This window comes from Romboutsia lituseburensis DSM 797 (assembly GCF_900103615.1).
Lineage (GTDB): Bacteria > Bacillota > Clostridia > Peptostreptococcales > Peptostreptococcaceae > Romboutsia_F > Romboutsia_F lituseburensis.
Window position 1 is genome coordinate 353,078 of record NZ_FNGW01000005.1, and the last position, 16,242, is coordinate 369,319.

8 protein-coding genes, 1 rRNA gene and 1 other RNA gene are annotated in these 16,242 nt (G+C 28.5%); all 10 read right to left on the reverse strand.

Annotated features, from left to right (window positions below; translation table 11 throughout):
• Positions 1-68 precede the first annotated feature (68 nt).
• Positions 69-2,093, reverse strand: a complete 2,025-nt coding sequence (locus BLP75_RS12155; protein ID WP_170139187.1) for an LTA synthase family protein — start codon at positions 2,091-2,093, stop codon at positions 69-71.
• Between the two features lie 160 nt (positions 2,094-2,253).
• Positions 2,254-4,074 carry a cell wall-binding repeat-containing protein gene (locus tag BLP75_RS12160; RefSeq protein WP_242872426.1) on the reverse strand — a complete coding sequence of 607 codons (1,821 nt, stop codon included), beginning with the start codon at positions 4,072-4,074 and terminating at the stop codon, positions 2,254-2,256.
• Between the two features lie 414 nt (positions 4,075-4,488).
• The gene (locus tag BLP75_RS12165; RefSeq protein ID WP_170139188.1) at positions 4,489-5,622 is read right to left on the reverse strand and encodes a L,D-transpeptidase family protein; all 1,134 of its coding nucleotides are present in this window, start codon (positions 5,620-5,622) and stop codon (positions 4,489-4,491) included.
• A gap of 273 nt (positions 5,623-5,895) precedes the next feature.
• Positions 5,896-6,924: a UDP-glucose 4-epimerase GalE gene (gene galE / locus BLP75_RS12170; protein WP_092726436.1), complete on the reverse strand. Its 1,029-nt coding sequence runs from the start codon at positions 6,922-6,924 to the stop codon at positions 5,896-5,898.
• A gap of 224 nt (positions 6,925-7,148) precedes the next feature.
• Positions 7,149-8,075, reverse strand: coding sequence for a UTP--glucose-1-phosphate uridylyltransferase GalU (gene galU / locus BLP75_RS12175; protein ID WP_092726438.1), 927 nt, complete (start codon positions 8,073-8,075; stop codon positions 7,149-7,151).
• 206 nt (positions 8,076-8,281) lie between these two features.
• Positions 8,282-8,624, reverse strand: an RNA gene (gene rnpB / locus BLP75_RS12180) — RNase P RNA component class A.
• Between the two features lie 101 nt (positions 8,625-8,725).
• Positions 8,726-11,293 carry a cell wall-binding repeat-containing protein gene (locus tag BLP75_RS12185; protein ID WP_092726440.1) on the reverse strand — a complete coding sequence of 856 codons (2,568 nt, stop codon included), beginning with the start codon at positions 11,291-11,293 and terminating at the stop codon, positions 8,726-8,728.
• A gap of 269 nt (positions 11,294-11,562) precedes the next feature.
• Complete coding sequence (locus tag BLP75_RS18515) at positions 11,563-14,163, reverse strand: cell wall-binding repeat-containing protein (RefSeq protein ID WP_170139189.1); 2,601 nt, start codon at positions 14,161-14,163, stop codon at positions 11,563-11,565.
• 294 nt (positions 14,164-14,457) lie between these two features.
• Positions 14,458-15,660 (reverse strand): PLAT/LH2 domain-containing protein, encoded by a 1,203-nt coding sequence (locus tag BLP75_RS12195; protein WP_092726442.1) that lies wholly within the window; start codon positions 15,658-15,660, stop codon positions 14,458-14,460.
• Positions 15,661-16,034: 374 nt separating this feature from the next.
• Positions 16,035-16,242, reverse strand: a 23S ribosomal RNA gene (locus BLP75_RS12200); the annotation flags it as partial.

The following is a 16,242-nucleotide window of genomic DNA, read 5'->3' on the forward strand; positions in this document are numbered from 1 at the left end:
TATCTTTAGTTTGTTAGATTGCTAATCAAAAAACTCCTTTTCTTATAAGAAAAGGAGTTTTCTAATAATTATTTAATTTTTATTTCATTTGAACTACTTAGTTGTGCATCATTTCTACCTAGTTGCTTTACAGATACGGTGTCCATTTTATCTACACTTTTTATTTCTAAAGTTTTATCATTTATAAATTTAGTTTCGCATTTTTTATTATTTACATATACTACACTTTGCTGTGTAAAGTTTTTACCTTTAATTGTTGTTGTATTACCTTTTTTATCAACTTTGTCTACAGTTATATCAAATAATCCCATTCTCATTTCACCTTGTATAGGTTTATCTTTATCTGAGTTTATTGAGTATTGTTTTCCAAATAATATATCATACTGCATTGATTCTAAGTCTTTTTGATAATTTTCATCATTTCTTAATAATGCATGTATTCTTTCCATAGGTCCATATTCTGCTCCAGCTAGTGTAAATAGCTCTGTACTTAATTGATATGCTTCTAAATCTAGGTTTTGTTTTTGCCCTGTATTATAGTTTGCATATATACCTACTGGTACTTCATATTTATCTAAATAAAAATCGTCATTTTTAAATACATTTAATGCTGGCATATGATCTGAGAAAAATACAACTATAGTATCTTCTTTCATTTCATTTACCATTTTTATTGTTTCTCCAATATATTCATCAGTTTCTTTTAACTGATTAGCATAATAGTATAATTGATTTTTATCAGTTTCTGTTAAAGGTGCTTGTACTTCTACTTTAACTGGCATATCTATTCCTAGATCATTTTCAGGATATTTACTATGGCATTGTGCTGTTATTACATATATTAAGTCTTTTTCTACTGTTGATTCTAACGATTGCTGCATATATTCTTTTAGTACTTTATCTTTGCTCCAATTTAATGGTGTTTTTTCTATTCCTTGCATGTATTCCATAGATACAAATCTATCAAACCCTAGATTATTTAATGCTGTGTTTCTACTATAAAAATTACCTTGGAAGTTATGAATTATAGTAGCTTTATAACCTTGCTTTTTTAATGTCGATGCTACTGAGTTGATAGCTTTTTGTTTTGCTATTGTATCATAAGGTATTTCTCCAGGTATTAAATAGTCAAAGTTATTTCCTGTTAATACTTCAAATTCTGTTCTAGCAGTTCCTCCACCTGTAGTAGGTGCATTCATTACTCCACTTGTATTTTCTTTTGATAATTTTCTAAAGTTTGGTATTGGATCTTCACTAAATTTAGCTTCTTTTATTAATGTAGGATCCATAAATGACTCTAGCTGAACAAACATTATATTAGGCTTTTTATCTGTAGATACTTTCTTAACTTTTGTACCATTTGAACTCATTGCAGGTACTGCATTCATATTATTTTTTATATTTTCTATTTGAGCTTTATCGTATCCTTCTGGTTTCTTTCTTATATAGCTATACCATGAATCTAATACTGAGTATACAAATCCATTATAATAATATGATTCTTTTAAGTCCCATCTTAGTGCATCTAATATTTTTCTTTCTCTTAGTGATGTTGCACTTACTGTAAATACTATTGCTATTATTATAGCTAGTATTATATTTGTAGGACTTGTTATTCTAATTGAGTTTTTTTCTTGCTTAAATAAATATATTGTTATTAATATACATATAACTAATGCTAATACTACTCCTATTATCATGTATATATTTATATATTTATTAGCTATACTCATACCATCTCTTATAGAGAATATATCTGAGTATGTTAGAGGCATTCCTCTTAAATTTGTCATAAAGGCACTTATTAACGATATTGATATTATCAATAATGATATTAAAAAATAGGCTGTTTTCTTTCTTTTTAATAAAAATATTATTGATGTTAATATTAATATTATTAATAGATTTATTACAAATGCATTTGTTCTATCTTTTGCAAATGTAATTATTGATTGTATATCTTGTCTTTGTATATATTCAGTTACAAATAGTAGTATAAATCCTCCTACTAACCAACTTAATAATTCTTTAATTGAGGATTTAGTTATTTTAAGATGCTTATTTTTATTGCTTTTTTTGTTTTGAATATTCATTTGTATCATCCCCTATTCACTTATTCTAAAAATCAATCGACTATTTATTATATCATAGGAGTATCTTTTTTTATTATTTGATTAAAAAAAGAGCTTATCATTTTACTGATAAACTCTTTTCATTTTTATAATTCTAAATATTATATTGTCTTATTTCAAATTATTTAAATAATCCTACTAACTCAACTATCTTTTCTATTACTATAGACGATATACCATTTCCTACTTGAGTTATTTTCTCTACTTTTGTTAATTTGTTTTCTACTGCTGTTTCTTGCATTGTAGATAATCCATTTGTAGATAATACTATTGGTGCATTTTGCTTCCCTGCTAATGGTGCTGCTGCTAATGCATCTATTAGTGCTGCATTTCCATCTTTAGCTACGAAAACTTCTGTTGCATCTTGGTAATATGCATTTATAACTTTAGCGTTAGTATCTTTTCTTGTTTCACCAGCTAATCGTACTACTGTTTTATCATTATCTATAGTTTGTAATTTAGCTTCTAATGATTCTGTAACAGAGTTAACTCCACCTATTATTTCTAATTCTTTTCCTGTTAAGAATTTAGCTGCTTCATCTGTTAATTTTTCTTTGTTTGTTACTATTATTGGTGCATTAAGTTCAGCTGCTTTTGCAGATATACTCATAGCATCAGCTTCTCCAGCTCCACCAACTACGAATGCTTTATTTGTAGTGTTTTGAGTTGTATCTAATTTCTTAGCTATAGCTAATGAAGTTTCATATCTATCTTCTCCAGCTATTCTTTCTACAGCTTTAACTCCTAATTTATTTAATTTTTCTTCTAATTCTGGAGCTATTTTAGTAGTTCCTCCTACTAAGTATATAGTTTTTGATTTTAAATCATCTCCTAAAAGTCTTAACATTTCTTCTTCAGTTTCTTTTGTTAATTCTTTTCCGTTAGCTAATAATATTGGTGCATTTTCTTGAGCTGCTAATGGTGCTGCTGCTAATCCATCTACTATTGCATCTTTACCTACAAATACTATTGAACTTGCAGTTGTTGAACCACTGAAAGTAGCTTTACTTATTTCTACAGCTGTCTTGTATCTATCTTCTCCAGCCATTAAGTCAACTCTTGATGTATTGTTTAATTTATCTTGTAATAATACTTTAGTAGCATTTACTGCTGATGGATTATGACTTGATATTCCTATTATTTCTACAACTTTATCTGCTTCCTTTATAGCTATATCAAATGATCCTGCAAATCCTAAGTCTTCGTTATTATCTATTATTTCTATAGTTTTACCAGCTGTTTCTTCCTTTAATAATCTTTCTGCTAATTCATTTCCTTTAGCTGTTAGGAAGTACCCATTTACTAAATCTGTAGCTTCTAATTCTGTAGAATTTCTAACTATTATTTCATTTATTTTTCCAGCTTCTATTTTAGTATAATTAGTTTCAAATCCAGTTGCTTTACCTTCGTTATCAGTTACTATTTTAGTAAAATCTAACTTGTCATCTCCTACAGTTACTGTAGCTATTATATCTTCACCTTTTTTAACTTCTACTATATTATTTGGTAATTGCTTTGCTGTTAATTCTACATTTAATTTTACTGCATCTAATATTTCAGAAACTGTTTCGTATTTTTCTATTTTATAGTCTACAACTTTATTTGCTATTACTTGGTGACCTTTATCTTGTATAGTTACTTTTACAGATTCACCATTTTTTAATTCTTTTATTTCATTTTCTAAAGTTATATGTGACTTTAATTCCGCTCCATCTAATTGTATATCGTAAGCACAAGTACCTAGCTCTGCACCTGCTTTAGTTTCTTGATATTTCACATTTAATGCTTTTTCTATTTCTTTAACTAGCTTTTCTGCATTTGCTGCATTTATTATAGATGTTTCTTTTTGATTTGTAGCGTTTTCTCCATTTGCAAATGCTGGTGCTACTGTAGTAGCTACCGTTACCCCCGCCATTAATATTGCCATGTTCTTCTTTTTCATAAAAATTTTCCTCCAGTTGTTTTCCCTCAAATTTGATTTTTTAAATTTTTATTTAAAGCTAACATCTCCAATTTCTTTTCTCATTCTCACATCGAGTAATATTATATTATTTTTTAATTCAGTTCAATCCTTTTCCTAACATTTTATTCATGTATATTTATCCATAATTGTATAAATATAGTTTTAATTCATATATTTAACTTGGTTAATATTGTATTTTTAATTGTATATATTGAAATTACTTTATTTTAAAATTATTTTAATTTTATTTAATGTAAATATTTAACAATCAATAAAATAGTTATTTTGTAATTATTTTACATATTTTTTTTATTATAATTTTTTATAAAAAATAAAAAAACTCTTAAATTTCATAATTTAAAAATTATAAAATTCAAGAGTTTTGATTTCTAACTAATTCATAGTTCCTATTCCATTAGAATCTATGTCCCAGCCATCTATATTTGTATTTGTAGCCATTTTACCGTCATTATAGAAGTAATACCAATTACCATCTATTGTATACCAACCAGTTCTCATGTTTCCATTATCTTGGAAGTAGTACCAGTTGTTATCTATTACATACCACCCTGTTCTCATATCTCCGTTATCTTGGAAATAGTACCAGTTGTTATCTATTACATACCATCCTGTTCTCATGATACCTGTTTCCTGGAAGTAGTACCATTTACCATCAATTGTCTTCCAACCAGTTTTCATTGTTCCATTATCTTCAAAGTAATACCAGTTATTATCTATTTTCTTCCATCCTGTTTGCATTACCCCATTTGATTCTAAGTAATACCAAGTGTTATCTAATTTCTTCCATCCTGTTTGCATTACTCCATTTGACTCTAAGTAATACCACTTATTGTCTAATTTTTTCCATCCTGTTTGCATTACTCCATCTTTATCGAAGTAATAATTCTTTCCATCTATCTTTAGCCATCCATTTTTGTAGTAATTCTTATCCTTAGTTATGTAATACCACTTGCCGTTTTCTTTGCTCCAGCCAGGCTTTTTAACATTTAAGTCTATTTTATAGCTTGCTGCTATTTGTTCATCTGTTTGATCAGTATACTTTATTATAACATCTGTACCTACTGATACTCTATCAAATAACCATCTTACTTCACTATTATGCATTCTTATGCATCCACCAGATACATGATTTCCTATAGAGCTTTCATTGTTATTCCCATGTATTCCATATACGCTTCCATATGATCCGCCTATATTTAAACCTAACCATCTATCTCCTAATGGATTTTTTGGATCTCCACCAGCTATACCACCTGAGTAATAAGGTCTATTTTTTATCTTATTTACTATTGTAGTTTTACCTTGTGGTGTCGGTGTGCTAGATTTTCCTGATGCTATTTTGAATGTTTTTACTAATTCTCTATTAACATAATATCCTAGAGTATTTTTTTTAGTGTTTACTATTAATAAATGATTGCTTGCAGCTTCTGCTGGTTGTACACCATTCATTAACACTAGACACAATGTTAGCATTACTGCTATTAATTTACTTATCTTTCTTTTCATAGTACATTCCCCCTCATGATAAGTAATAATTAGACTAATGATACATATTTCCTTCATTCTTTTTCTTACCAATTGTAAGTAACTTCTCCATTTTATCACATTTTATTTATTTTTACACATTTATGTGATAATTTAATATATACAATTTTGTAATATTTGCGAAATTTTACTTATATGGTTTTAAACAAATTGTAAAATCCTCCTTTTACAAGGAGGATTTTAATAGTTTATTAATAATATTAAATTATTTATAAAATTATTCCATATCTATAGCTATTTCGTCAAAACTTCAGTAGTATATCCATTCGGGTTTTGACTTTGCCATTTCCAAGAGTCTTTGCACATTTCTTCTATAGAATACTTTGCTTTCCATCCTAATTCTTTTTCTGCTTTAGTAGGATCTGCATAGCAAGTAGCTATATCTCCAGCTCTTCTATCTGTTATTTTATATGGTATTTCTTTTCCACTTGCTTTAGAGAAAGCTTTTACTAGATCTAATACGCTATATCCCTTACCTGTACCTAAGTTATATGTAACTAAGCCAGGATTTTCTTCTAATTTTTTTAGAGCTTTAACATGCCCATGAGCTAAATCTAATACATGGATGTAATCTCTTACACCTGTACCATCATGAGTATTATAATCATCTCCAAATACATTCACATATGGTAATTGTCCTATTGCTACTTTAGTTATATAAGGCATTATATTGTTAGGTATTCCATTTGGTTCTTCACCAATTCTCCCACTTTTATGAGCTCCTATTGGATTAAAGTATCTAAGTATCGCTACATCTAAATCTTTATTTGCATAACATATATCTCTTAACATATCTTCAATCATCAATTTAGTTCTTCCGTAAGGATTTGTAACTGATAAAGGGAATTCTTCTAAAATTGGACATGTATGAGGTTCTCCATAGACTGTTGCAGATGAACTGAATACGAATTTATTCACATTATATTTCTTCATCATTTCAAATAAATTTAATGTATTTATTAGATTATTTGTATAATATTCCACTGGCATAGATACTGATTGCCCCACAGCTTTAAGCGCTGCAAAGTGTATTATAGAGTCAATTTTATTTTCTTTAAAAACTAATTCTAATGCATTTTTATCAACGATATCTATTTCATAAAATTTTGGTTTGTGTCCCGAAAGCTCTTTTATTCTATCTACTACTACCTTATGGCTATTACATAAGTTATCTGCTATAATGACGTCATATCCAGATTCTAATAATTCTATACAGGTATGGCTTCCTATATATCCTGCCCCGCCAGTAACTAAAACTGCCATATAATTCACTACCTTCCTATAATTAAAAATCTACATATCATAATATGTCCCTATTCAATATATTTGCTACTCTAATTGTATATTATTTCCATGCAGTCATATATTTTTTAAAATTATTTATATCTTAAAAATAAGGTCTAGCTAAGAATAAACAATATAATTTGCAACTAGACCTTATTTTAGATGTTTTATTTATTTTTCTATGTCAAACTTTATAAAGTTAATTATTCTTTATCTATTGCAACTTCTTTAACTATATCTATATTATTATCTTTTTCTGCATCATTTACTACTTTTTTCATGTAATTTATTAGATCGTCTCTTAGATTATCTCTTTTTAATGCAAAATCTATAGTTGCTTCTAAAAATCCAAATTTATCACCAACATCATATCTTCTTCCTTCAAAGTTATATGCATATATAGCTTCTTGATTTCCTAATGTTTTTAATGCATCTGTTAATTGGATTTCTCCACCTTTTCCTGGTTCTTGATTTTTTAATATATCGAATATAGCTGGTGTTATTATATATCTACCAAGTATAGCAACATTAGATGGTGCTTCTTCAACACTTGGCTTTTCAACCATATCCTTTACTTTGTATACTCTATCTTCTATATGCTTAACATCTAATATTCCGTACTTATTAGTATCTTCTTTAGCTACTTCTTGTACCCCTAGTATAGTAGTTTTGTATTCATCATATGCACTTATTAATTGTTTTAAGCAAGGTGTTTCGCAATCTACTATATCATCACCTAATAAAACTGCGAAAGGTTCATTTCCTATGAAGCTTTTAGCACAATGAATAGCATGACCTAATCCCTTTGGTTCTTTTTGTCTGATATAATGTATATTAACCATGTTAGATATATCCCTTACCATTTCTAACATTTCTTGTTTCCCTTTTTGCTCTAATTCTAATTCTAATTCTACAGATTTGTCAAAATGGTCCTCTATAGATTTTTTATTTCTTCCTGTTATTATTAATATTTCTTCTATCCCCGAATTTATAGCTTCTTCTATTATATATTGTAAAGTTGGTTTATCTACTATAGGAAGCATTTCTTTAGGCTGAGATTTAGTTGCTGGTAAAAACCTAGTTCCAAGTCCTGCAGCTGGTATTATTGCTTTTTTAACCGTCATCTTCATATTTTCCTCCAAAAATTTATATCGCTATCATTTTTAAATATAGCATAATTGTTTATATTCTTCAATTTTATATATATAATTGTAATTTTATATACAATTTTTGTAAACATTTTAAAAAACTTTTTATATTATAATTTTATATTATAATTAATATTTTCCAATTTGACAAAAAAAAACACTAACCTTAAGGTAGTGTTCATGTCTAAATAATAAGTAAGTCTATAAGCGGAGTTTTGTATTAGACAATCATCTTTCTAGGCCTATTGTCACCAATAGGCTCAAGCGACCTACCAACCGGAGGATGCGAGCAACATCCTTTTTATCCTATCTTGGTCTTGCTCCAGGTGGGGTTTACACGGCTCGACTAGTCACCTAATCGACGGTGAGCTCTTACCTCACCTTTTCATCCTTACCACAAAAGTGGCGGTTATTTTCTGTTGCACTTTCCTTAGGATCACTCCCACTAGGCGTTACCTAGCACCCTGCTCTATGGAGCTCCGACTTTCCTCACGTAGCTAAATTGCTACCCGCGATTGTCTGGCTTACTTATTATTCAATTGACTTTTATAATATTATCATGAATTTTCATTTATGTCAAAAGTAAATTTTTTGATATAATGTCTAATTTTATTTTTTTAATCTATTTGAATTTAATAGTTATATATATTTACTAATTCATTAAATGCATTTTCGTTAGCTCCTGCTCCTACTTGTGTTAATGCATTTGGTTTTTTAGTTTTCATAACACTTTTTTGTTTTTCATCTAGTTTTTTACCAACTAAAAGCACTGGAGACTTTTCTTTAGTAGCTAATACTCCTACTGATAATGCATCTATTAATTGGTCTTTTTGACTCATACCATCTTTAGCTACAAATACATTATTTAAGTTAGTGCCTGTATAGAAATATTCCACAACTTTAGCATTAGTTTGATTTCTATTATCTCCACCAATTCTAGTTGCATTTGGTAATTTAGATTCTACAGTATTTGATACACTTCCTGTTCCACCTATTATATATGCCTTTTTAATGCTATTTAACTTTGTATATATATTTATAACATTAATATCTTGGCTTGGTGGTACAAGTAATACTGGCATATTTTTATCTCCTGCTATTGCTGCAATAGACACTGCATCTGCAAGTCCTGTTTCTCCATTTACTACTGATATTTCCGATACATTCTCAAGTTTTTTAGCTATTTCTAGAGATGTTATATATCTATTATCTCCACTAATTCTTTGAGCATTCATTCCTAATTGATTTAAGCGACTCATAATATTTGTAGATATAGAGTTAAGTCCACCTATTACATATATATTTTTTGCTTTTAATCTAATTAATTCTTTTTCAGTGTCTTGATTTAGTTCTTTGCTACCTGTTAAAAGTATTGGAGCATCTTTAGCTGCTGCAAAAGGTGTTGCTGATAATGCATCTGGTATTGCACTAGAGTTTATAAGTACTACGTTGTCTGATTGACTCCATCCTTTTTGACTTATCTTGACAGCTGTTTCATATCTATTTTGTCCAGCTACTTTACTTATATTTTCTGTAGGCAATGTTTGTTTCTTTATCCCAACAGCTGTTAAAGCATTTAATACTGTTTGCTTGTCTTGTTCTGTTTTAGCTTTAGATAATAAAACTTCTCCTAAATGCTTAAAGTTAGAATGTGAATATAACCCTTCTGTTAATGCATTATAGAAAAGTTGACCCATTTTATCTTTGCCCATACCCGTAACTTTAACACCATAATGAGTTCCACCTTCTGATATTAGGTATGCAAGTTTATTTATTATACTACTATTTTCATGCACATAATCATAATCACAATATTGTGAATGAGTGTGTGCTTTTGTACATACATTTATCTTTTCTATATTATCAGTATCAGGGTTACTTAAATCTCTAAATGCTCCATTTTTAGAGAAGTTCTCTCCTATAGTCCAATTTGCATTTGATTTATTTTTAAATTCAAGAAGCGTTCCAAATATATCTCCATAAGCTTCATCTATTGCTCCTGCTTGAGATAGATATTCTAGACCTGCTGTATATGCTACTATTGCATGAGTATACTCATGACCTATTATATCTATTGATCCTGCTGCATCATAGTATTCTTCATCACCATTTCCTAATGCTAATAAATCAACTCCATTGTCATTTAAATAAAAGGCATTCCCAGGCTCATACACATTTACTACTACTGATGGTTTTATACCTTTTGAATCTAACCCATCTCTATTAAATTGAGATTTATAAAAATCGTAAGCCTTTCCTACATAATAATGTCCATCTACGAATTTTCCATCAGGCTGAGTTAATGAAGTTTTAAAGTACTTTGTATTGTTTTGAATTAAATCTACAACACTCCATTGGAAATAGTATTCATTTCTAGCATCTACAGTTTGTATTGGATAATTTCCTCTACTTAAATCTAAGAAATAATATCCATCATTTACTCCAGATTCCCCCTTTGCTTCTACTAGTGATATTTCCTTTTCATCACCAAATACACCTTTTGCTTTTACTTGGGTTGGTCTGATTACATTCTTTGTTTTTTCATATTTATCTATTACGTTTCCATTTTGAGCATCTATAAATATTATCTGATTATGTACATCATTAGTTACCGAACTTAATTCTACTTTATAAGTTGGTATATATTGATCTTCTTTATCTTTATATAAGTATAGCTTTACTTTTAGATCTTCTTTTCTATCATCCTTTGTTTTTAATTTAGATATAGCGATATCTTTTACCTTATCTTCATTTAAATTTACTTTATAATCGATAGTTTTAAGATTATCTTGGTTTTCAATATACCCAGATATAGATTTTATAATTCCATCATATGTTACACATGCAACTACATCAGATCCATATATAGGCATATCATTTATATGCTGCTGTAATCTTATAATATATTGGCTATCTAATGTGTCATCTTCTTTTGTTATTAGTTTAAATGTTGATAAATTTTGAAGCTGTGTCAGGTACTGAATTACTATTTGCTCAGGGCTTACCTTAGTAAATGATTTTTTATTACTTGATGTTTGATTTAATACATCTGAGCTTACTACAAAAGGCTCTTGATTGTTTATATAGTCTTTTAATACACTATTGTATGTATCATTATTTGCATAAGATAAACTACTTATGTTCGTCAGTGATAAACATAATGCAATTGCAACTGATATGCTTCTTTTATTAATCTTCATACGCTCCCCCTTATATTTTTAATTTTATATATATTAAATATTATCTCAATTTAATAGCTTATATTTTAACATAACTTGGTAAGTTTTTAAACTTTCATATATATAATTATACGTTTATAAGACTAAAACTTTTAATAAAAATTTCGCTTTGCTTAAGCCACCGGTCTACAATTATAATGTAATAATAATTTCCTTATACGTAAAAATAGGGAAAATACCTATTATTTAGATATTTCCCCTATTTTATATCACCCATATTATCAAATTTATTATTTATAAAGATTTTTTATCTCTTGAAATGCATTTTCATTTCCACCTGCTCCAACTTGTGTTAGTTCACTAGCTTTTTTAGATGATAACACTTCCCTTTGAGTTTTTTCTAATTGGCTACTAACTATCACTACTGGAGAATTTTCTTTGGCAGCTAAAACTCCAACTGCTAATGCATCTATTAATTGATCATTATTTTTCATTCCATTTTTAGTTACAAATATATTATTTAAATTTGTAACTGTATAGAATTTATCAATTATCATTGCATTAGTTTGATTTCTATCAGCTCCACCTATTCTATTTGGATTAGGCAATTTATTTGCTACACTATTAGATACAGAATCTGTACTTCCTATTATATAAGATTTTTTAATATTATTATTTTTTATATAATCATCAAATGTAGATATTCCGCTTGTAGGTGAAGAAAGTACTATTGGCATATTATTTTTAGCTGCTATTGGAGCTATACTTATAGCATCTGGTAGTCCTTTTACTCCATTTACTACTGCTATTTCTGATACATTTCCTAGTTTTTTAGCTACTGCTAAAGATGTAGCATATCTATCATTTCCACTTATTCTTTCTACATTTAATCCCATAGATTTTAATTTATTTACTATATCATTGCTTACATTACTAGTTCCACCTATTATGTAAACATTTTTAGCATTTAACCTTTTTATTTCTTTTTCTGTATCACTATTTAAAGTTTGTTTTTGAGTTAGTAATACTGGTGCATTTTTAGAATTTGCAAAAGGTGTTGCACTCAGAGCATCAACTATAGATCCTGAATTTACAAGAACTATATTGTCAGTGCCATTTTGCCATCCTCTTTGACTTACAGCAATTGCTGTTTTATATCTATCATCTCCAGCTAATGTAGTAGTTTTTATGCTATTGCTAACGTTGTTTACTAATCTTACACTCTCTTTATCTATATATCCTCTGAAGTTCCAGTCATGAGTTGCAGCTCTTAAAACTTTCGCTCTATCTGGTCCTACTTCATACTTACCATTAGATTCTCCTTTTATTAATACAACATCCCCTACTTGAGCTGTATTTTCTGCTTTACTTGAATCAAATTTTCTTTCATTTAGAATATTATGAACTAATTTACCATCAGATGTTTCTACTTTATCTTCTCTAGTATAAATACCTAATTGTTCATTGTTATATTCTCTAAAACTTCCTTCACTTAAAGCTTTATCTATTCTATACATATGTGATGCTGCTTTTTCTCCCCAATATGGGTCTGATGCATAGTTTACATTTACTCCTATGTTTTTATTACCTAAGTTACTTCCATTATATAGGCTCCATTTTACACTGTAGTAGTATCTTGACATATAGTCATCCATAAATGTTCTTATACAATCATCTACACTTTTAAATTCAGTTGCTCCTGATTCGGCACCATCATTGGCTTTTATTCCAAATATATTGTTAGGCTTTACTAGTTTTGTACCAAATCCACTTTCATTTATAGATATACTCAATGCCATCAATGCATTAACACCATACTCATTTTGATATTTTATAAATGATTCTCCTGTACCTCTTAGTACACTGCCTGATGGAGCATTTTTGTCTATATATGAGTTTAATTCAGATGCTGTATATACTGTTTTAGTTCTACCTGGTAATGTATTATAGTAGTTATAATATGGGTCGTTTCTATTAACTGCATTATAATGATTTGAATTTTTTAAGTCCGATATTAACTTATTTATATCTTCATAAAAATACATTCCATCATAGCTATAATATTTTTTTGAAGCTTGCATAAAGCTAGGTGCATGCCCTATTATTATAGATTCATTTTTACCTTCAATTTCTACAGCAGTACTAACTTTATGTATCAGTTCATTGTTGCTATTAACCTGATAATAACTTAAATTTTTCGCATCATTAAGTGGAACCATTATTAAATTATCACCTTTAGAGTCTGATATAGGCATCCAACCATTAAACCCTGCAACTTCTATTTTTGCCATATTTTCTACTACATCTACTACAGGTGCATCATCTACTGCTCCTGGTGATATATATGTATGAGTCTTTTTGCCTTCTGGGTCTTTGTATAAATTTATAGTTGTATTTTGACTTACTACTTGACCATCTTTAGTTTTAACTATCTTTGCTATACCCTCTGTAGCATATACTACTAATCCTTTATTGCTTATTACTACAGGAATAGCATTTTTATATGCATATTTTGAATTATTAGCTATTTCCATAGCCTCGTCTAAAATATTAGAGCTATCTAAATATGTATACTCTCCATTTCCTTTAGATAAAGCTATTTCATAGCTATCATTTGTTTTTAATTTAAATCTCTTTATATATGATAGACCCTGAGCATCTGATAATTCATGACTAGTCATGTCAGGTTTGTCTAAATTTTTTGTTATAGGCATAGTGTATGTTTCATATTTTTCACCATCTATAGGTTGATTAACTTCATTATTTATATAATCTTGATAAACATTATTTGTATTTTCTACTGGATTTGCATAAATTAAACTTGTTGACTGAAGTGTACTAGATGCAATTAAAACCCCTGCTAAAAAAGCACTTGTATTTTTATTCTTCATATTTTTTCCCCCATTATTTTTACTTTACTAATATATAGTAGCATAAATTTAGTAGTTTATTAACTTATTTGCTAATCTTTTATATATTTCCAATTCTTTTGTTGAATTCATATTTAGGCTTATTATTATAATAATGAATTAGTTTATCATTTATTTGAAATAATATATTTTTTTATAATTAAAAAGCTATTTTAAAATACATATCATTTAATAACCAGTTAAATACAGCATTATTTCTGTTTTAACAAGATTATTAAATAATATAGTTGTACTTTAAAATAGCTTAATTTTTTATTACTTATCTAAGTAATAAGTTTCATTTCCTACTAGATTTTTATTAATTTCTTTTTCAAATATTACATTACTCTTAGCTATAACATTTATACTTTCTGGCTTAAAGTCATCACCAACTCCAAGTTTAGCTTTTCTTATCCAACATCTATTTATATTATTTAAACTAATTTTTGATCCATCTTTTACTTTTATTATATAATTATCTTCTTGACCTTGTTCAAAGTCGTTTCCTGGGTTATTTAATTCCCATTCATGTGTTTTACCATCTTTTGTTTCTATTCCAAAATAAATATAATCGTCTGTTCCTGCATATTTTTCATTAGCAGTTTTTATAACTACATTAAACTCATCTAAACTATTCATATCTGAAGTATTTTGAACAGTTCCTGATACCTCATTTAAGAATCTATATAAAAGTTTAGCTGTGCATTCTTGAGAATTTTTCATTGCTTCTATTGCTGAATATTCCCAATCATCGTAACTATGCTTCATAGTTGAATGGCTATAATATAAATCTTTTGCAACCTTTGCATATGCTGTAGAGTTTTTTGTCATCCAATCATTAATATCTGTATTTTTTAGTGCATCTTCATATATACCTTGGTCTGTAGTATAGTTCATTGAATTTACAGCATAGTTTTCTTTTCTTTCTTCAACATAAGTTTCATATTTTACATGTCCAGGAGTATCAACAGCAGTTTGATTAGATGCATGATATGGATTATTTAAATCCCCTAAATAATGTAATCCTTGACCTAATAAGAATATAGCTTGTTGATGATTTCCTTTATCCCATTGATGCTTAGCTAAAGCTACAAATTTTCTAACTTGAGTTTCAGCAGTGTCGTATATAGCATAGCTAGCATACCAAGAATTATCTATTGTAAAGTTATTATTTGTATCAGGATCCCAGAAATGATCTTGATATAAATCATATGCATTAGGATTATAATCAGGATAAGTTGATCCTCGTTTTAAATCTTTTACTAAGTTGTTCATAATATCTAAATTAGTTCCAATTTTTTCTTGATCAGATTTGTTTAAATCATTGTTTATCATTTTCAGTGCTTGTTCAGCAATTAATGCATGAGTACCTGTTCCATCAGCTTTTCCATCCCATGCATAAGATGTGTTTCCTAAAGAAATAAAAATAATTGCGCAAGTTGCCATGCTCGCTAGTTTTTGTATGGCTTTTTTATTCATATGTGTTCCCCCATTTAAATATTTAATAATATTATACTTTAGTAGTACTACTTATTTTTACCTTATATTACACATAAAATCAATATTTGTGGACTAAAAAGCTCTATTAATGCACTAAAATGTAATTATTTGAAATATTTTCAATTTTTTACGCCCCTCAATAGCTTTATCCATTGTCTTAAATATCTCTTTTTTATATAAATTTACACATAAAAATAAGCATACTATATAAAATAGTATGCTTACAATATTTTCGATTTAATACCCTCAAAACTGTATATCATTTAGAAAAATTCACTTCGTTCATTTCGCCAACGATATATCTTCGCTCTCGCTTCAGCTATATCCGTTGCTCAAAGTTCATCATTTTATTATTGGTCAAGTCCTCGACCTATTAGTATCGATAAGCTAAATACATTACTGCACTTACACCTTCGACCTATCAACCAGGTAGTCTTCCTGGGGTCTTACCCTTACGGTGGGAAATCTTATCTTGAAGTTGGCTTCGCGCTTAGATGCTTTCAGCGCTTATCCATTCCGTACATAGCTACCCAGCCATGCCCTTGGCAGAACAACTGGTAC